We start from the raw sequence: 18,264 nt of genomic DNA, 5'->3' as shown, positions 1-18,264 counted from the left end.
GCGGAGCGCAAGCGGCTCGCGCCGACCCTGCGCTCAGGTCCCGGTACGTCGCATCCCGTCGGCCGCATCGGTACGCAGATTGCGGAAGAACTGCTCGACCTCGCGCGACAGCGTCTCGGCGGTCGTGGTCAGGTCGTTCGACGCCGCAAGCACCGATTCCGCCGCCTTGTTGGTCTGGCCGATGTCATCGCGCAATGAGCCGATGTTTGCGACCAGCGTTTCGTTGCCTTGCGCTGCCATCTGCGCGTTGACCGAGATTTCACGCGTGGCCGCATCCTGCTGGCCGACGGCGGCGGCGATCGTCGAGGTGACATCGCTGATTTCGCGCACCGCGTGACCGATCTCACGGACGGCGCCGACCGAGTTGCGGGTCGAGGCCTGGATCAGGCTGACATTCTCGCTGATTTCGGCGGTCGCCTTCGCGGTCTGCCCGGCCAGTGCCTTGACCTCGTGTGCGACAACCGCAAAGCCGCGGCCGGCATCGCCGGCGCGAGCTGCCTCGATGGTGGCGTTGAGGGCGAGCAGGTTGGTCTGCTCGGCGATCGCCTGGATCAGGTTGAGCACGCCGTCGATGCGCTGGGTGGTAGCGGCAAGGCCCTCGATCTCGCTGATCGATTTGTCGGTGCGTGCGCCCGCCTGCTCGACCGCACTGGAGGACTGCTTCACCTGCCGGCCGATCTCCTGGACCGAGGTGGAGAGTTCCTCGGCGGCGCCGGCAACCGCCGAGACATTGCTTGAAGCCTGTTCGGTCGCTCCTGCCGCGGCAACGGCACGGCCGCTCGCGTTCGCGGCGACGCTCGCGATGGTCTGCGCGGTGTCGCGCATCGTCGCCGCATTATCGTGCACCGCGCGAAGCACCGAGCCGATCGCGCCGCGGAACGCCTCCACCGAGATCTCGATGTGGCGGCTGCGGGCGTCGCGCGCCTCGGAGTCCTGCACGACCTGCGCATTGAGGCTGCGGTTGCGTTGCATCGCCTCCTGGAAAACCTTGATGGCGCGCGCCAGCGCGCCGATCTCGTCGCTGCGCCCGATATGCGGAACGTCGGCCTGCTCAGCGCCCTCGGCCACCCGCTTGATGGTCGCGGTGATCTGCGACAGCGGACGGGCAACCGAGCGGGCGATGATGAGCACGCCGACCACGACCACGATCAGTGCCACGGCGCCGAGGCAAGTCAGGATGAGGGCCATGTCGCGGTTGACGGCGGCCTGCCGCGCCAGCTTCTTGCTGCGCTCAGCATAGACCCTGGACAGCGCCTCGAGATCCTTGTTGAGAGCGGAGCGCACCTCGCGGTTGGCGTCGTTGTCGCCCCACTCGCGTCCGGCGGCGGCGCCGATCTCGACGCCGCGGCGGACCAGCTCCTTGCGGAAGTCGACGAATTGCTCGATCCGCTTCTTGAAGGTCGCGAACTGCTCGGCGTCATCGGCCTGCACCAGCGCTTCCCAGTTCCTGACGACGGCGATGATCTGCTCGTTGAACTTCAACAGGCCAGCGCCGTATTTCTTCACCGTCGCCGGCTCGGTCGACATGTAGATGCCGCGGGATTCCATCACCACGGCATAGACCAACGAGTTGACCCGCTCGACGTTGAGCGCGGCGCGGCTCGCGAGGTCGACGGCCTCGGTCAGTTCCGCGTTCCGCCGCGTGTTGTAGTCGGAAAGGAAAGCGATGGCCGCGGTCAGCGCCGCGATCAGGGCGAAGATCGAGTACAGCTTGGCTGCGAGCGAGAATCGGGATGCCATGGGACGCCGGAACGAGGAGGTCGGAAGCCGTTCGAGGTGGGCATCGAGGGCACTCCGGATGGTCGGCGAGCCCCTTCGGCCGATTAAAAATTATGCTGAATTTTCATGGATGATTCCTTAATGCGCGAGCTTTTCGCGGTCGCAACCGTGGAAATTTGACGAGTAATACCAGTTGTTTACTCTAATGCCGCGGGTTCCGCTGGGCGTGCCTGGATAGCGTTGCCGAAACCTTGCGGGCATCTGCCAGTCGTCATCAATGCGTCGAGGGAGCTGTTAGCAAAGAGCTGCTACGCTGCAGGAGCCCGCCTCCCCGCCAGACCCGAAATGCCATGGTCTACCGTCACACCGTCTTTGCGACCTCATACGTCTTCAATGACCTGCGTGAATTGCTCGCCAAGGCGACGCCGCCGCGTTCCGGCGACCGGCTGGCCGGCATCGCGGCCGACAGCGCCGAGGAGATGATCGCCGCGCGTCTCGCGCTGGCCGACGTTCCGCTGAGGCAGTTTCTCAACGAACCGGTCATTCCCTACGAGGACGACGAGGTCACTCGCCTGATCCTCGACAGCCATGACGTCGCGGGATTTGTGCCGATGTCATCGCTCACCGTCGGCGGCTTCCGCGACTGGCTGCTCTCGGACGACGCGACCTCTGACGCCTTGAAGAAGATCTCGCGCGGTGTCACGCCTGAGATGGTGGCTGCGGTGTCGAAGCTGATGCGCAATCAGGACCTGATCCTGGTCGCACGGAAGTGCGAGGTGACCACGCGCTTCCGCAATACCATCGGCCTGCGCGGGCGGATGAGCGTGAGGTTGCAGCCCAACCATCCGTTCGACGACACCCGGGGCATCACTGCCTCGATCCTCGACGGACTTTTGCTCGGATCCGGCGATGCCTGCATCGGCATCAACCCGGCGAGCGACGATCCCAACGTCATCGCGGGCCTGCTCCGGCTGCTCGACAACATCATCACACGGCTGGAGATCCCGACGCAAAGTTGCGTGCTCACGCATGTCACGACCACGCTCGGATTGATCGGTCAGGGGCTGCCGGTCGATCTCGTCTTTCAGTCGATCGCCGGCACCGAAGCCGCCAACCGCAGCTTCGGCGTCGATCTCTCGATCCTGCGGGAAGCGCGTGAGGCGGCCCTGTCGCTGCACCGCGGCACGGCCGGCGACAACGTCATGTATTTCGAGACCGGGCAGGGGTCGGCGTTGTCGGCCAACGCCCACCACAGGGTCGACCAGCAGACCTGCGAGGCGCGGGCCTATGCAGTGGCGCGCGCGTTCGATCCGCTGCTGGTCAACAGCGTGGTCGGCTTCATCGGTCCCGAATACCTCTACGACGGCAAGGAAATCATTCGTGCCGGGCTCGAGGATCACTTCTGCGGCAAGCTGCTCGGCCTGCCGCTCGGTGTCGACGTCTGCTACACCAATCACGCCGAGGCCGATCAGAACGACATGGACAACCTGCTGACGTTGCTGGCGGCCGCCGGCGTCACATTCATCATGGGCGTTCCGGGCGCCGACGACGTCATGCTGAACTACCAGTCGACCTCGTTTCACGACGCCCTCTACATCCGCGACCTCTTCGGCCTGAAGCGGGCACCCGAGTTCGACGATTGGCTGATTCGCGCAGGCCTCGCGGGGCAGGACTTTCGCCTTGTTGGCGATGCGGCGCAGCTCCCCGAATTTGCTTCCAGGCTGCTGGCCTGACGCGGGAATCTGAGTCCTTTCGTAGCAACCATCCCGACGTTGTGACGTTAGCAGGTGCCACAATGTTGAAGAATTTCTAGCCCACCGTTCAACGACGTGGTTAGATTTGTTGGTGCTTCGCTTGAGGAAGTTTGATGAGAGCTGAAGGCATTGGGACGGTGCGGCGTATCCTCTGCGTCTTTCCGCGCTATACGTCGGCCTTTGGTACCTTTGAGTATTCCTATCCGCTCACCGACGGCGTCAAGGCGTTCATGCCGCCGCAGGGGCTGTTGCTGATCGCGGCCTATCTGCCGGCGAACTGGTCGGTCCGCTTCATCGACGAGAATCTGCGTCCGGCGTCGGATGACGATTTCGCGTGGGCGGACGCCGTCTTCGTCAGCGGTATGCACATCCAGCGCCAGCAGATGAACGACATCTGCCACCGCGCACATGACCATGACCTGCCGGTCGCGATCGGCGGTCCCTCGGTCAGCGCCTGTCCCGACTACTATCCGTCGTTCGACTACCTCCATGTCGGCGAGCTCGGCGACGCCACCGATGAGCTGATCCGTCGCCTGGCGCAGGACACCAGCCGCCCGGACGCGCAGGTGGTGTTGAAGACTGTGGACCGGCTGCCGATGACGGATTTTCCGCTGCCGGCCTATGAGCTCGCCGAGACGAAGAAGTACTTCCTCGGTAGCATCCAGTTTTCCTCGGGCTGTCCCTATCAGTGCGAGTTCTGCGATATCCCCGGCCTCTATGGCCGCAATCCGCGGCTGAAGACGCCGCAGCAGATCATCGCCGAACTCGACAAGCTGCGCGCCTGCGGCATGACCGATACCGTCTACTTCGTCGATGACAATTTCATCGGCAACCGCAAGGCGGCGGTCGAGCTGCTGCCGCATTTGATCGAGTGGCAGAAGCGGACCGGCTACATCACCCGGCTTGCCTGTGAGGCCACGCTCAACATCGCCAAGCGGCCCGAGATCCTGGAGAAGATGCGCGAAGCCTACTTCGTCACGATCTTCGTCGGCATCGAGACGCCCGATCCCGACGCGCTGAAGGCGATGCACAAGGACCAGAACATGATGGTCCCGATCCTGGAGGGAGTGCGGACCATCAATTCCTATGGGATGGAGGTGGTGTCCGGGATCATCATGGGGCTCGACACCGACAAGCCCGAAACCGGCGATGCGCTGCTCTCCTTTGTCGACGAGTCCCGCATCCCGCTCCTGACCATCAATCTGCTGCAGGCCTTGCCGAAGACGCCGCTGTGGGATCGCCTCGAAAAGGCCGGGCGGCTGGTCCACGACGACAGCCGTGATTCCAACGTGCAGTTCCTGCTGCCCTACGACGACGTGGTCCGGTCCTGGCGCAAGTGCATGGAGGCCGCCTACGAGCCCGAGAAGCTGTTCGCGCGCTACCTGTACCAGTGTGAATATACCTACGCCAACCGCATCAAGGTGCCGGTCAGCCCGGAGATGAAGAGCTGGGCCAACATCCGGCGCGGCCTGGTCATGTTGCGCAACATCTTCTGGAAGGTCGGCATGCTCGGCGACTACAAGCGCGTGTTCTGGAAGTTTGCGCTGGGACGGCTGAAACGCGGCGACATCGAGGGACTGATCTCGGCGACGCTGGTCGCGCATCATCTGATCACCTTCGCGCGTGCAGCCTCCAGCGGAAGGCAGAATGCTTCGAACTATTCGATCCGGCTGCGCGAGGCGTCGGTCCCCGCCGAATGAGACATGAAAGCCCCAGCGCCACCTTCGCGTTCTCTTGCCGATCTGCGTGATCTGACGCCGGCGCGCGTCGGTCTCGGTCGATCTGGCGCCAGCCTGCCGACCGATGCGCTGCTCTCCTTCACGATGGATCATGCGCGCGCACGCGATGCCGTTCACGCGCCCTTCGACGTCGCCGGCATCACCGCAGGTCTTACCGGCCTCGGCTTGGGGCCGGTCGAGGTATCGAGCCAGGCGCGCAGCCGGCGCGATTATCTGCGCCGTCCCGATCTCGGGCGCGTGCTCGATCCCGCATCGGTGCGCAGCCTGAAGGAGAGGGCTATCGCCGCGTGCCGTTGCGCCATCGTGATCGGGGATGGACTGTCTCCGACCGCGGTCAACGTCCATGCCGTCGAACTGCTCCGGTCTCTCGTGCCGCGACTTGGCGCGGACCAGATCGAGGTTGGTGCGGTGATTGTCGCCTCCGGAGCACGGGTTGCGCTTGGTGATGAGATCGGCGACGTCGTCGGCGCGCGCATGCTCGTCATGCTGATCGGCGAACGGCCCGGCCTTTCGGCCCCGGACAGCCTTGGCGCCTATCTCACCTTCGCGCCGCGGATCGGCCTGACCGACGCCGAGCGCAATTGCGTCTCCAATATTCACGGTGCCGGGCTCAGCTACCAGGAGGCCGCATTCAGGATTTCCTGGCTTGTCCGCGAGGGCCTGGCACGCCAGATCACGGGAGTCGCACTGAAAGATGAAAGTGGCGGTGGATCGTCGCAGAATGCGTTACCGGGGTGTGACAAATCAGCTACTTAATGACGGTTTTCGGCGGTTCCCAGCCGATTCGATTCGACGCTCGCGCTTGCGAGCACGGGGGTGGGCCTGTAAAACCGGCGCCGGTCAATATTCGCGTGTTTTCAAGGACTAGCGCCCATCAGTTGCGCTCGTGAGCCTCATTCGCGCCTGAGGACCCAACACCCAAGCTAGACAGATTGAGCCGTTTTCAGAACTGGACAGGGCATGCTCGAAAAGAATTCCGAAAGTCAGGTCCACGTCGAGAAGATCGAAGAACCTCGATCCGGGCCGAGCATCGCATTCGGGATCGAGCGCCTTGGCCTGATTCCGATGCGAGCGCCGATCCTGTCCTGCATCGTTCTCGTGCTCTTGCTGATCGGCGCCGTGTTCGGCGTCCATCGGATCAAGATCGACGACTCATTGTCGCAGTTGTTCCGGTCCAACTCCAAGGACTTCAAGCAGTACGAGGCCGTCACCAAGCGTTTCCCCTCGACCGAATTCGACGTTCTCGTCGTGGTCGAAGGCAAGACGCTGCTCGAGCGCGACAATCTCGAGAAACTGCGCGACATGGTCACCGACCTTCAGCTCGTCGATGGGGTCCGCGGCCTCGTTTCGCTGTTCTCGGCGCGACAGGCGCCGGCGCCCGGCAAGCTGCCGGCGGCGTTGTTCCCGAATGAACTGCCGGAAGGGGAGGCCTACGACAAATTCATCGAGACCGTCAAAAGCAACGAGATCATCCGCGGCAAGCTGTTGTCGGAGGACGGCACACTCGCACTGATCGTGATGTCGCTCGAGCCCAAAGTGGTCAGCAGCAACAAGCTCGGCGATGTGGTCGGCGACATCAGAAAGATCATGGGCGAGGATCTCGGCGGCAGCGGGCTCAATGCCCAGCTCTCCGGCGTGCCGGTCATGCAGCTCGAGATCCGCAATGCGGTCGAGCGCGACGGACTGACCTACAACATCCTTGGCATCCTCGCCGGCTGTATCATCGCCATCATCTTCTTCCGCAAGATTTCCTTCATGGTCGCCGCGGCGTTTCCGCCGATGATCGCAATCCTGCTTGCACTCGGCGGCCTCGGCTGGGCCAATTTCAATCTCAATATGTTCCTCAACGTGATGACGCCGCTCATCATGGTGATCAGCTTCTCCGATTCGATGCAGCTCACCTTTGCGGCGCGCGACCGGCTGATCGCAGGCCAGGACAAGTTCACCGCGTTCAAGAACGCGGTGCTGGTGGTGGGGCCCGCCTGTGTGCTGACCCACGGTACCGCGGGCATCTCGTTCATCGCGCTGCAGTTCTCGGATTCCGATCTGATCCGCAAATTCGGCGAGGCAGGCCTTGCGGCCACCATCATTGCGCTGATCGCGGTGCTCAGCCTGGTGCCGGTGTTCGGCGTGCTGTTCGTGCGCAACGAGCGGATCTTCGCGGTCAAGTTCCAGAGCGCCGATGCCGGCGTGCAGGCGCTGCGCAATTTCTGCTACTGGATCGCCGTGCGCATGGTCGGCCGTCCCGGCCTGTTCAGCCTGATCGCGCTGCTCGTCGTCGGCAGCCTCGGCGTCGTCTACGCGAACCTGCAGCCGCGCTACCGGCTGGCCGACCAGGTGCCGGACAAGCGGCAGGCGGTGGCGGCGTCGAATCGCCTCGACGCCAAGCTGACCGGTGCCAACCCGATCGACGTGCTGATCCAATTCCCACAAGGCGCCTCGCTCTACGCGCCGGAGACGCTGAAGACGATCGCCGATGTCCACGCGATGGTCGAGAAGACCGCCGGCGTCGGCAACGTGTGGTCGCTGGAAACCCTGCGCCGCTGGCTTGCAGAGAAGGCCGGCGCGACTGACGTCAATACGTTGAAGGAATATGTCGACCTGATCCCCGAACATCTGGTGCGTCGCTTCATCGACAAGAACCAGGACGCGGTCGTGGTGTCGGGCCGCGTGCCCGACCTTGACTCCAGCCAGATCCTGCCGGTGGTCAACAAGCTCGATCACGAGCTCGACAAGGTGCGCGCCGAGCACCCCGGCTACGAGATCGCGGTCACCGGTCTCTCGGCGATCGCCGCGCGCAACAGCGCCAGCATGATCGAGAAGCTCAATCGGGGTCTTACCGTGGAGTTCGCGCTGGTCGCGATCTTCATTGGACTGGCATTCCGCTCGATCGTGGTGATGTTCTCCTGCATCCTGCCCGGTATCTTCCCCGTGGTGCTGTCGGGCACCGTGCTGTGGCTCATGGGGGAGGGGTTGCAATTTGCCAGCGTCGTGGCGCTGACGGTGTCGTTCGGCCTCGGCCTCAGCGCCACCATTCACTTCCTCAACCGCCTGCGGCTCGAAACCAAGCCCGGGGTGACGTCGGAGCTCGCGGTCGAGCGCGCCACGGTCCTGGTCGGTCCGGCGCTGATCTTGACCACGGTGGTGCTGGCCTGCGGCCTCGTCGTCACCGTGTTCTCCGACCTGCCGTCGCTGCGCCTGTTTGGCTGGCTCAGCGCGTTCTCGATGGTCGCAGCGCTGGTCGCGGACCTGTTCATTCTGCGGCCGACCTCGATGTTCCTGATCAACCTGTCGCAAAAACTTCGCGGCAAGGGCGGGCGGCCGGCCCCGATCGAGGAAGCCTGACAAAAAAGCCCGGATCCGCTCGTTCGGATCCGGGCTGTTGTTGGCAGGCGAAAAGGCCGCAGTTCAGCTCTTCGTCATCGTGATCGTGACGCCGCGGATCTCGCCCTTCGAATCGATCTGCACAATCTGCTTGGAGCCGTTGGTTCGCAGGTTCAGGTTTGCGGCAAAGCCGGACGCCTCGACGAATACGTCGATCTGCCCGCCACCCGCAGTGCCCTGCAGGTTGCCGAAGATGTTGCGGCTCGCTTCACTCCAGTTGCCCGAGATGCGATCGCCCTGGCTCGTCACGTCGCTCGAGAGATCGAACTTATAGCTGTCGCTCGCGCAATGCAGGCTCTGTTTCAAGGCCATGCCGGATGCGGCAACCTTATAGTCCGCCTTGCAGCGAATCCGTTCGGTGGTGCCATTGGAGAGCGCAACCGTACCCGAGCCCGCCCACGAGCCGGCAAAGCCGGCGAATGGTCCGTTGGATTGGGCGTGGCTCGCGGAGACCGATAGCAAGAGTGCGGCGCCGACGCCGACAGCCTTCAGAGTCTGACCGAACAGGCCTGAACCAGACGTTTTCATCGTGAATAATCCCATCAAATCAACGCCTCTCGTGAAAGAAAACGTCGCTCCGCACCGAAGATTTAGTGTCACCGCGGTATGTTAGGTTCAAAACGGCAGGACCAGTCGCGCGACGTCAGCCGCCGAGCAGAATCAAAAACCGTGGACGGTGTCATCGCATCTAGTTTGCGCGGGCCCACTTCGCAATCGCCTGAGGTGAGACCAAAATACACGTTGAAAATCAACGGCTTATAGAAGGGTTTACAGCGTCGCAAATTTAGCCGCATTTAGCGGTGCTTGTCGTCGGTTCGTTGCTGCGTTACGCGGTGTGTACAATCCCCTCACAAATCCGTCCCGGCCATGCCGAAGCGCTTTCGGGGACAGATTTTTTGCTGTCGGAAATGAAGGAATACGATGCGTAAATTTCTCCTGGCTCTTGCCGTGTTGTCGCTCCCCCTTTCATCGAACGCCTTCGCCCAGCAGCAGCCGCAGCGCAGCGGTACGCCTGAGGAGCAGAAGGCCTGTTCGCGCGACGTGCAGCGTCACTGCCGCGCCGTGATCGATCAGGGCGATTTCACCATTCTCGCCTGCCTGCAGCAGAACCGCACCAAGATCAGCGCCGCCTGCGACCAGGTCCTGAAGAACCACGGTCAATAAGGCCGCGTTCAGGCCTCAAAAGATCGTCGCGAAGCCCACGGTCGGCACCGGTGCCGGCCGCGGGCCGCATATGCTGGCGGTCGCAGATGGCATTGGTTTTGGCGGCGTATTCCCCTATATGGGGCTCGCAATCCCTCGCACGCGCCTGACAATTCGCGCCTGCGCCATGACCAGTGTAGCCCAAAATTCCAATGACCACCGCGAGCGACCTGCGATCAGGAAAGACCCACCGCGACGAGAATTTCCCGGTCGCGTCATGGATCATTCATCCGCGGCATCGCGCCCTGATCCTGGCTTTCTATAATTTCGTCCGCACCGCCGACGATATCGCCGATCACGCTACGCTGCCCGCCGAGGAGAAGCTGCGCTATCTCGACCTCCTGGAGGCCGAGCTGCTCGGGAGCGGCGACAGCCAGAAGGAAGCGGTCAATCTGCGCCGCGCTCTCGCCGAGCGCGGGATGCCGCCGCGGCATGCGCTCGACGTGCTGGTGGCGTTCCGCATGGATGTCACCAAGCTGCGCTATGAGACCTGGGACGATGTGATCGACTATTGCCGGTATTCGGCCATGCCGGTCGGCCGCTTCATGCTCGACGTGCACGGCGAGAGCACGTCGACCTGGACAGCATCGGATGCGCTATGCGCGGGGCTGCAGATCAACAACCACCTGCAGGACTGCGCCAAGGACTACAAGAATTTGAACCGCGTCTACTTGCCGCGCGATGCGCTGGCCGCATCGGGCGCGACCGTCGAGATGCTCGGCGAGGCCAAGTCGCCGCCGCCGTTGCTGACGTGCCTTCAGGCGCTCGCGGTGCGTACTGCGGCGCTGCTCGACGAGAGCAAGTCGCTTGCCGGTGAAGTGAAAGATTTCAGGCTCGGACTCGAGATCGGGGTGATCCAGGCTTTTGCGGACAAGATCGTCAACATGCTGAAGGTGCGCGATCCGCTCAGCGAGCGGGTCCATTTGAGTCCGATCGAGCTGTTGCTGCATAGCCTCGGCGGCGTGGCGAGCGAGACCGCGCGCCGCGCAACCGGGCGGCGAACGGTCTCCAAGTCGGCGGCCGGCGCATGAGTGCGGAGGCGGCGGCCAACGCAAATTACGGGAGCACCGCGTCCGGCAGCTCGTTCTACGCCGCGATGCGCATCCTGCCGCGCGCACAGCGCGAAGCGATGTTCCAGATCTACAGCTTCTGCCGGCAGGTCGACGACATCGCCGATTCCGACGGCCCGCGGCCGGAGCGTTTGGCCGCGCTCCAGCAATGGCGCGACGACATCGACGCGCTCTATGCCGGCAACCCGCCGGCGCGGCTTGCCGACTACGTCGCCTCGGTGAAGACCTTTGGACTGAAGCGCGAGGATTTTCTCGCGATTGTCGACGGCATGGAAATGGACGTTCCGCAGGATATCCGCGCGCCCGACCTTGCGACGCTCGATCTCTATTGCGACCGCGTCGCCAGCGCCGTCGGCCGGCTGTCGGTGCGCGTCTTTGGCCTGCCCGAAGACGACGGCGTCGAGCTCGCGCACCATCTCGGCCGCGCGCTGCAGCTTACCAACATCCTGCGCGACATCGACGAGGATGCCGGCCTCGGCCGCCTCTACCTGCCGCGCGAATGGCTCTGGCACGCCGGCATCACCAACGACGATCCCGCCCGCGTCACCGCCGACCGGGCGCTGCCGAAAGTGTGCGTGCCGCTCGCCGAGCGCGCCAAGATGCATTTCCAGAAGGCGGACGAGATCATGAAGCGCAATTCGCGCCGCGCCGTGCGGGCGCCGCGGATCATGTCGAAATACTATCGCGCAATTCTCGATCTGCTGATCGCGCGCGGCTTTGCCGCCCCGCGCGCGCCGGTGCGTGTGTCCAAGGCTGCCAAGATCGGCATCCTTCTTCGTTACGCGATCATCTGATGCAAAAGACCGTTCATATCATCGGCGCCGGTATCTCCGGCCTGTCAGCAGCCGTGCGGCTCGCCAACGCCGGCTACAGGGTGGCTGTTCATGAAGCGACGCAGCAGGCCGGCGGCCGCTGCCGCTCCTATTTCGACGCGGCCACCAACCTCACCATCGACAATGGCAACCACCTCCTGCTGTCGGGCAACCGTCATGCGCTGAGTTACGCGCGCTCGATCGGCACCGAGGCCGGGCTGGTCGGGCCGAAACGCGCGCAGTTTCCGTTCGTCGACCTCGCGACCGGCCGGCGCTGGCAGCTCGATCTCGGCGAGTCCCGGCTGCCGCTCTGGGTGTTCGACCAGGCGCGCCGCGTCCCGGACACGAGCCTGCGCGATTATCTCGCACTGGCGCCGCTGGTCTGGGCAGGCACCGAAGCGCTCGTCGGCAAGACCATTCCCTGCAAGGGCACGCTATACGATCGCCTGGTGCAGCCGTTGCTGCTGGCCGCGCTGAACGTCGATCCCCCGGAAGGTTCGGCCGGTCTTGCCGGCGCCATCGTGCGTGAGACGCTGCTGGCGGGCGGACAGGCCTGCCGTCCTCTGATCGCGCGTGATGGTCTCAGCTCGGTGCTGATCGAGCCGGCCGTCAGGCTGCTGCAGGACAGGGGCAACAGCGTGCAGTTCAGCCATGAGCTGCGCACGCTCGGCATGTCCGGCGATCGCGTCGGTGAGCTCGACTTCGGCGGCGGCGACAAGGTCGCGTTGGCGGCCGACGATGCGGTCGTGCTGGCGGTGCCGCCGCGCGCCGCGGCCGCGCTGTTGCCCGGCCTGAAGACGCCGTCGAAATTCCGCGCCATCGTGAACGCGCATTTCCGCGTCGATCCGCCGCGCGACGCCGCGCCCATTCTCGGTGTCGTCGGCGGGCTCGTCGAATGGCTATTCGCGTTCCCGCAGCGGCTGTCGGTGACGATCAGCAACGGCGACCATCTGGTCGACATGCCGCGCGAGGAACTGGCGCAGGCGATCTGGCGGGACATCTGCAAGGCATCCGGCGTTTCCGGCGAGTTGCCGCCCTGGCAGATCGTGCGCGAGCGCCGTGCCACATTTGAGGCGACGCCGGAGCAGAATGCCCTGCGTCCGGGGCCTGCGACTGCGCAAAAAAACCTGTTTCTTGCAGGCGACTGGACTGCTACCGGGTTGCCAGCAACCATCGAGGGATCGGTGCGGTCGGGTGATCGCGCCGCCGATCTGGTTCTTGCCAGGCGCTAGATTTGACCTGTTGTAGCGGCTTTCGGCTCTTCGTGAGCCGGCCCGCGATGAAGAGGATATCGAGCGAAATGCTTTCGAGAGATCACAGCGTAACAGTCGACCCGGTCGCGCTGCAGAACAGTATCTCCAGGGCGACGGAGGCGCTGCTCGGCCACCGCCAGTCGGACGGACACTGGGTGTTCGAGCTGGAGGCCGACAGCACGATTCCGGCTGAATACGTTCTGCTCCGCCACTATCTCGGTGAACCCGTCGACGCCGACCTCGAAGCCAAGATCGCCAACTATCTGCGCCGCGTGCAGGGCGCGCACGGCGGCTGGCCGCTGGTGCATGACGGCCCATTCGACATGAGCGCCAGCGTGAAGTCGTACTTCGCGCTGAAGATGATCGGCGATTCCGTCGACGCGCCGCATATGGTGCGGGCGCGCGAGGCAATTCGTTCGCGCGGTGGTGCGTCGGGCAGCAACGTCTTCACGCGCTTCCTGCTCGCGCTGTTCGGCGTCGTGACCTGGCGCGCAACGCCGGTGTTGCCGATCGAGATCATGTTGCTGCCGATGTGGTCGCCGTTCCACATCAACAAGATCTCCTATTGGGCGCGCACTACGATGGTGCCGCTGATGGTGCTCGCCGCACTGAAGCCGCGGGCCAGGAATCCGAAGGGCGTCGGTATCGACGAGTTGTTCCTCGAAGATCCGAAATCGGTCCGGATGGCGCCGAAGGCTCCGCATCAGAGCGCGAGCTGGTTCTATCTGTTCCGGTCGCTCGACGCGGTGCTGCGCGCGGTCGAGCCGATGTTCCCGAAAAGCCTGCGCCAGCGCGCAATCGATGCCGCACTCGCCTTCACCGAAGAGCGGCTGAACGGTGAGGACGGCATGGGCGCGATCTATCCGCCGATGGCCAACATCGTCATGATGTACGACGCGCTCGGCAAGGATGAGAACTATCCGCCGCGCGCGACCACGCGTCGCGGCATCGACAAGCTGCTGGTGGTCAAGGACCATGAGGCCTATTGCCAGCCTTGCGTCTCGCCGGTGTGGGACACCGCGCTCACGTGCCATGCGCTAGCGGAGGCGGGCGGGGACGATAGCTTCGCCAAGCTGAAGCAGGGCCTCGACTGGCTGAAGCCGCGCCAGGTGCTCGAGCTGAAGGGCGATTGGGCGGTGAAGGCGCCGGATGTCCGTCCGGGCGGTTGGGCATTCCAGTACAACAATGACCACTATCCCGATCTCGACGACACCGCCGTGGTGGTGATGGCGATGGATCGGGCGCGGCGGCACACCGGCACCAAGGAATATGACGCCGCGATCGCGCGTGGCCGTGAATGGATCGAGGGGCTGCAGAGCCGGGATGGGGGGTGGGCCGCCTTCGACGTCAACAACCTCGAATACTACCTCAACAACATCCCGTTCTCCGATCACGGCGCGTTGCTCGATCCACCGACGGAGGATGTCACCGCGCGCTGCATCTCGATGCTGGGGCAGCTTGGCGAGACCGTCGAGACCAACAAGGCGATGGCCGACGGCGTCGCCTATCTGCGCCGGACCCAGCTTGCGGAGGGGTCCTGGTACGGCCGCTGGGGATTAAATTACATCTACGGTACCTGGTCGGTACTCTGTGCGCTAAATGTCGCAGGCATCGACCGCAACGATCCGATGATTCGGAAGGCGGTCGACTGGCTGGTGTCCGTGCAGAATCAGGACGGCGGCTGGGGCGAAGATGCCGTCAGCTACCGGCTGGATTACAAGGGCTATGAGGTCGCGCCGTCCACATCCTCGCAAACGGCATGGGCTTTGCTTGGATTGATGGCGGCCGGAGAGGTGGAAAATCCGGCCGTTGCCCGGGGGATTGAGTACCTAAAGGCAACACAGACGGAAAAAGGACTCTGGGACGAGCAGCGATACACAGCTACGGGGTTTCCGCGGGTATTTTACTTGCGATATCATGGCTACTCGAAATTCTTTCCGCTCTGGGCAATGGCGCGGTATCGGAATTTGAGAAGCACCAATAGCAGGGTGGTAGGGGTCGGAATGTGATTTTGGGGGCGGGGGCCGCCGGAACCGTGGGCAGCAGAATTGATCCTCGGCCGGTATTGATCGTGACTGGATTGGTGCAGGAGGCCCGCATTGCGGCGGGTCCCGGCATGATCGTGATTTGCAGTTCCAGCGATCCGCAGCAATTGCGCGCGTTGCTGGCAACGCTGGATCCAGCGACATTCCGTGGCGTGATTTCGTTCGGCGTGGCCGGCGGCCTCGATCCGTCGCTCAAATCGGGCGACGTCGTGGTCGCGACCGAGGTTCTGGCCGGCGATACCCGTTTCCTGGCGGCGTCCGCGCTGAATGAGGAAATGATCGCCAGCGCCACGCTGAAGCGCCGCAGGATCGTGCGCGGCGGGCTTGCCGGCGTGGAGCAGCTCGTTGTGGCACGGGCCTGCAAGGCCGCGCTACGCTCGACCACGGGGGCTGCCGCGGTCGATATGGAGAGCCACATCGCGGCGGCCTATGCCGAGAAGGCTCGCATTCCGTTTGCCGCTCTGCGCGTGATCAGCGATCCGGCTCACCGGGCGCTGCCCGAACTCGCCAAGTCCGCGGTCAAGCCGAATGGCGACATCGATCTGCGCAAAGTGCTTCGCGGCGTTGTGCGCAACCCGCGGACGTTGCGCGCGCTGGTGTCGACCGGTATCGACTTCAACCGTGCGTTGCGCTCGCTGCGCGGCTGCCGCGGTTTCCTGCTCGGAAACGACGTGCTGGCCCCGGTCGAGGACGTTCTGGTGACCGCGAAGGCGGCCTGATCGACTGCACCGGTTCAAGCCGAAAGCAAAAGGCCCGATCGCGCTGCGATCGGGCCTTTTGCTTTCGTGCCTTGCGGCGCGCGGCGCGGCTGCCGCGGTCAGCGCGAGCGCTCAGGCTGATCACCGTTTCTGCGGTGCAGGTTCGGGACCAAGAAGATCAGCGGAAGCGCCAGAGGTCCAACGAAGGCGGCAATCCACGCCCAAGCCTTCACGCTGCGCCCGCGATGCTCGGCGATGCGGCCAGCCAGATAGATGAAGGCGACAAACGCAATCACGGTGATGACATCCATGACGCACACTCCAAGTGCGGTTCTGCGCCCGAGCATAGCGCGACACTGACACGCCAACGATCAAGAAGACGTCAGGCTGGCGCAAAGAAAAGGCCCGATCGCAGCGGATCGGGCCTTTCTTGATTTGTCGCCTCGGCGCGCTGTTTACGCGGCCGTGGAGGCCTTCTGAGCGGCAGCCGTGGCCTTTTGCTGGGCGGCGAGCGCCTCGTCGCGGCGGATCTCCGAGAGCTTCTTCTGAACCTGCTCAGAGAAGATGTATTGGGCCGGACGCTGCTTGGAGAGATTGATCTCAGGCGCCATCGGACCGGTCGTCTTGACGCCGCGCAGCGCCACCCACATCGCCTTCAGCGGGTTGTTCAGCGCCGCGGTCGCGGCGGTCGGCTCGTAGCCGCAATGCGCCATGCAGTCGGCACACTTCTCGTACTTGCCGGTGCCGTAGGAATCCCAGTCGGTGGTCTCCATCAGCTCCTTGAAGGTCTTGGCGTAGCCTTCGCCGAGCAGATAGCAGGGCTTCTGCCAGCCAAAGATGTTGCGCGCCGGCATTCCCCAGGGTGTGCACTCGTAGGACTGGTTCCCGGCGAGGAAATCGAGGAACAGGTCGGAATGCATGAAGTTCCACTTCTTGCCCTTGCCGAGCGCAAAGACGTCGCGGAACAGCTTCTTGGTCTTGGTGCGGTTCAGGAAGTGCTCCTGGTCCGGCGCACGCTCGTAGGCATAGCCGGGCGACATCGAGACGCCGACGCCGAGCTCGGTGGTGAAATCGAGGAACTTGGCGATCTCCTCTGCCGGGTGGCCGTCGAAGATCGTGGCGTTGACGTTGACGGTGAAGCCGCGGGCCTTCGCCGCCTTGATGGCGGACACGGCGCGATCGAACACGCCCTTCTGCGAAACCGCTTTATCGTGATGGTCCTTCAGGCCGTCGAGATGCACGGAGAAGAACAGGTAGGGCGACGGCTCGAACAGATCGAGCTTCTTCTCGAGCAGCAGTGCGTTGGTGCACAGCGAGACGAACTTCTTGCGCGCGACAAGGCCGCGCACGATCTCACCGATTTCCTTGTGGATCAGCGGTTCGCCGCCGGGAATTGCCACCATCGGTGCACCGCATTCGTCGGCGGCGTCCCAGCATTCCTGTGCGGTCATACGGCGATTGAGGATCGCATCCGGATAATCGATCTTGCCGCAGCCGACGCAGGCGAGGTTGCAGCGGAACAGCGGCTCCAGCATCAGCACGAGCGGATAGCGCTTGCGGCCAAGCAGCTTCTGCTTCATCAGGTAGCCGCCGATACGGATTTCCTTGAAGAACGGTATAGCCATTACACGGTTTTCTTTCTGGACTTGGTGTGTTTCGATCAGCCTGCAGTCAGTTCGGCTGGCAGCCGGAATTCGATGTTCTCTTCCCGGCCCGGGAGCACCGAGACCGTAACCGGTCCGATTCGCCTCAGGGCCTCGATCACGTCGTCGACCAAAACTTCGGGCGCCGAGGCGCCCGCCGTAATGCCGACGGCCTTTGCATCCTTCAACCAATCCGGGTTGAGCTCGCTTCCATCGGCAATGAGGTAACTCGCGACGCCGACCTCGGTGCCGATTTCACGAAGCCTGTTTGAATTGGAACTATTGGCAGCCCCCACCACCAATATGATGTCGACGAGTTTGCTCAGTTCCCTTACCGCGGATTGGCGGTTCTGTGTCGCATAGCAGATATCCCGGATATCTGGGCCTTGAATGTCTGTAAATTTTGCCTGAAGAGCCGTGATAATATCCTTGGTGTCGTCCACGGACAGCGTAGTTTGCGTAATGTACGCTACCGGAGTACCGGCGGGCAGGGCCAATTCCGCCACGTCCTCGACGCTCTGGACCAGGAACACCGGTCCGGGAACCTGCCCCATGGTTCCGTCGACCTCGGGGTGACCGGCGTGGCCGATCAGAATCAAGGTGCGGCCCTTGGCGATGTAGCGTTTGCCTTGATTGTGGACCTTGCTGACGAGCGGGCAGGTGGCGTTGAGCACGGGCAGTTCGCGGGCCTCAGCCTCTTCCTCAACGCTCCTGGCCACGCCATGGGCGCTGAACACCGTTACCGAGCCGGGCGGCACTTCCGAAAGGTCCTCGACGAAGATTGCGCCCTTCTTTTTCAGGCTTTCGACCACGTATTTGTTGTGAACGATCTCGTGGCGGACATAGACCGGCGGGCCATACTTCTCCAACGCACGTTCCACGATGTCGATGGCACGCACGACGCCGGCGCAGAAGCCGCGCGGTTGGGCAAGAAAAACTTCCAT

15 protein-coding genes are annotated in these 18,264 nt (G+C 63.6%); 10 read left to right on the top strand and 5 right to left on the bottom strand.

Annotated elements, in window-relative coordinates; translation table 11 throughout:
- Window positions 1–33: 33 nt before the first annotated feature.
- Window positions 34–1,740: a methyl-accepting chemotaxis protein gene (locus P6U30_RS24950; protein ID WP_407165533.1), complete on the bottom strand. Its 1,707-nt coding sequence runs from the start codon at window positions 1,738–1,740 to the stop codon at window positions 34–36.
- 329 nt (window positions 1,741–2,069) lie between these two features.
- On the opposite strand from P6U30_RS24950, the gene P6U30_RS24945 reads away from it, so the two are divergent.
- The 4 genes from P6U30_RS24945 to P6U30_RS24930 all read left to right on the top strand — a co-directional run bounded on the left by P6U30_RS24945 (window position 2,070) and on the right by P6U30_RS24930 (window position 8,557).
- Window positions 2,070–3,452, top strand: a complete 1,383-nt coding sequence (locus P6U30_RS24945; protein WP_407165532.1) for an ethanolamine ammonia-lyase subunit EutB — start codon at window positions 2,070–2,072, stop codon at window positions 3,450–3,452.
- Window positions 3,453–3,586: 134 nt separating this feature from the next.
- The gene (locus P6U30_RS24940; RefSeq protein WP_407165531.1) at window positions 3,587–5,173 is read left to right on the top strand and encodes a B12-binding domain-containing radical SAM protein; all 1,587 of its coding nucleotides are present in this window, start codon (window positions 3,587–3,589) and stop codon (window positions 5,171–5,173) included.
- 3 nt (window positions 5,174–5,176) lie between these two features.
- On the top strand, window positions 5,177–5,968 hold the full coding sequence (gene eutC, locus P6U30_RS24935) for an ethanolamine ammonia-lyase subunit EutC (protein ID WP_407165530.1): 792 nt from the start codon (window positions 5,177–5,179) through the stop codon (window positions 5,966–5,968).
- Between the two features lie 204 nt (window positions 5,969–6,172).
- Window positions 6,173–8,557, top strand: a complete 2,385-nt coding sequence (locus P6U30_RS24930) for an efflux RND transporter permease subunit (protein ID WP_407165529.1) — start codon at window positions 6,173–6,175, stop codon at window positions 8,555–8,557.
- Between the two features lie 63 nt (window positions 8,558–8,620).
- Here P6U30_RS24930 and P6U30_RS24925 read toward each other — a convergent pair whose 3' ends face one another.
- Window positions 8,621–9,124, bottom strand: coding sequence for a hypothetical protein (locus P6U30_RS24925; protein WP_407165528.1), 504 nt, complete (start codon window positions 9,122–9,124; stop codon window positions 8,621–8,623).
- Window positions 9,125–9,517: 393 nt separating this feature from the next.
- Here P6U30_RS24925 and P6U30_RS24920 point away from each other — a divergent pair, with 393 nt between their 5' ends.
- From P6U30_RS24920 to P6U30_RS24895, 6 genes are all read left to right on the top strand, one after another.
- Window positions 9,518–9,760: a hypothetical protein gene (locus P6U30_RS24920; protein ID WP_407147442.1), complete on the top strand. Its 243-nt coding sequence runs from the start codon at window positions 9,518–9,520 to the stop codon at window positions 9,758–9,760.
- 191 nt (window positions 9,761–9,951) lie between these two features.
- On the top strand, window positions 9,952–10,830 hold the full coding sequence (hpnC, locus tag P6U30_RS24915; RefSeq protein WP_407165527.1) for a squalene synthase HpnC: 879 nt from the start codon (window positions 9,952–9,954) through the stop codon (window positions 10,828–10,830).
- On the top strand, window positions 10,827–11,663 hold the full coding sequence (gene hpnD, locus P6U30_RS24910; protein ID WP_407165526.1) for a presqualene diphosphate synthase HpnD: 837 nt from the start codon (window positions 10,827–10,829) through the stop codon (window positions 11,661–11,663). The genes hpnC and hpnD overlap by 4 nt, the downstream gene beginning before the upstream one ends.
- A complete protein-coding gene (gene hpnE / locus P6U30_RS24905) occupies window positions 11,663–12,913 on the top strand; it encodes a hydroxysqualene dehydroxylase HpnE (protein ID WP_407165525.1) in 1,251 nt (416 codons plus the stop codon). Before hpnD ends, hpnE begins: the two co-directional genes overlap by 1 nt.
- A gap of 68 nt (window positions 12,914–12,981) precedes the next feature.
- Window positions 12,982–14,943: a squalene--hopene cyclase gene (gene shc / locus P6U30_RS24900; RefSeq protein ID WP_407165524.1), complete on the top strand. Its 1,962-nt coding sequence runs from the start codon at window positions 12,982–12,984 to the stop codon at window positions 14,941–14,943.
- A complete protein-coding gene (locus P6U30_RS24895; RefSeq protein WP_407165523.1) occupies window positions 14,940–15,698 on the top strand; it encodes a phosphorylase in 759 nt (252 codons plus the stop codon). Before shc ends, P6U30_RS24895 begins: the two co-directional genes overlap by 4 nt.
- 98 nt (window positions 15,699–15,796) lie before the next feature.
- On the opposite strand, the gene P6U30_RS24890 is transcribed toward P6U30_RS24895, so the two are convergent.
- The 3 genes from P6U30_RS24890 to ispH form a co-directional block, all read right to left on the bottom strand.
- On the bottom strand, window positions 15,797–15,988 hold the full coding sequence (locus P6U30_RS24890) for a hypothetical protein (protein ID WP_407165522.1): 192 nt from the start codon (window positions 15,986–15,988) through the stop codon (window positions 15,797–15,799).
- Window positions 15,989–16,132: 144 nt separating this feature from the next.
- Window positions 16,133–17,302 (bottom strand): adenosyl-hopene transferase HpnH, encoded by a 1,170-nt coding sequence (gene hpnH / locus P6U30_RS24885; protein WP_407165521.1) that lies wholly within the window; start codon window positions 17,300–17,302, stop codon window positions 16,133–16,135.
- Between the two features lie 35 nt (window positions 17,303–17,337).
- Complete coding sequence (ispH, locus tag P6U30_RS24880; RefSeq protein ID WP_407165520.1) at window positions 17,338–18,264, bottom strand: 4-hydroxy-3-methylbut-2-enyl diphosphate reductase; 927 nt, start codon at window positions 18,262–18,264, stop codon at window positions 17,338–17,340.

It is taken from the genome of Bradyrhizobium sp. ORS 111 (assembly GCF_045571485.1).
Lineage (GTDB): Bacteria > Pseudomonadota > Alphaproteobacteria > Rhizobiales > Xanthobacteraceae > Bradyrhizobium.
The sequence above is the reverse complement of the archived record's forward strand: the minus strand, read 5'-3'. Positions and strand labels throughout refer to the sequence as shown.

Coding starts and splice junctions, on each gene's coding strand:
- P6U30_RS24950 (WP_407165533.1), bottom strand. CDS start 1,740: ATGGCATCCCGATTCTCGCTCGCAGCCAAGCTGTACTCGATCTTCGCC.
- P6U30_RS24945 (WP_407165532.1), top strand. CDS start 2,070: ATGGTCTACCGTCACACCGTCTTTGCGACCTCATACGTCTTCAATGAC.
- P6U30_RS24940 (WP_407165531.1), top strand. CDS start 3,587: ATGAGAGCTGAAGGCATTGGGACGGTGCGGCGTATCCTCTGCGTCTTT.
- eutC (WP_407165530.1), top strand. CDS start 5,177: ATGAAAGCCCCAGCGCCACCTTCGCGTTCTCTTGCCGATCTGCGTGAT.
- P6U30_RS24930 (WP_407165529.1), top strand. CDS start 6,173: ATGCTCGAAAAGAATTCCGAAAGTCAGGTCCACGTCGAGAAGATCGAA.
- P6U30_RS24925 (WP_407165528.1), bottom strand. CDS start 9,124: ATGAAAACGTCTGGTTCAGGCCTGTTCGGTCAGACTCTGAAGGCTGTC.
- P6U30_RS24920 (WP_407147442.1), top strand. CDS start 9,518: ATGCGTAAATTTCTCCTGGCTCTTGCCGTGTTGTCGCTCCCCCTTTCA.
- hpnC (WP_407165527.1), top strand. CDS start 9,952: ATGACCACCGCGAGCGACCTGCGATCAGGAAAGACCCACCGCGACGAG.
- hpnD (WP_407165526.1), top strand. CDS start 10,827: ATGAGTGCGGAGGCGGCGGCCAACGCAAATTACGGGAGCACCGCGTCC.
- hpnE (WP_407165525.1), top strand. CDS start 11,663: ATGCAAAAGACCGTTCATATCATCGGCGCCGGTATCTCCGGCCTGTCA.
- shc (WP_407165524.1), top strand. CDS start 12,982: ATGCTTTCGAGAGATCACAGCGTAACAGTCGACCCGGTCGCGCTGCAG.
- P6U30_RS24890 (WP_407165522.1), bottom strand. CDS start 15,988: ATGGATGTCATCACCGTGATTGCGTTTGTCGCCTTCATCTATCTGGCT.
- hpnH (WP_407165521.1), bottom strand. CDS start 17,302: ATGGCTATACCGTTCTTCAAGGAAATCCGTATCGGCGGCTACCTGATG.
- ispH (WP_407165520.1), bottom strand. CDS start 18,264: ATGGAAGTTTTTCTTGCCCAACCGCGCGGCTTCTGCGCCGGCGTCGTG.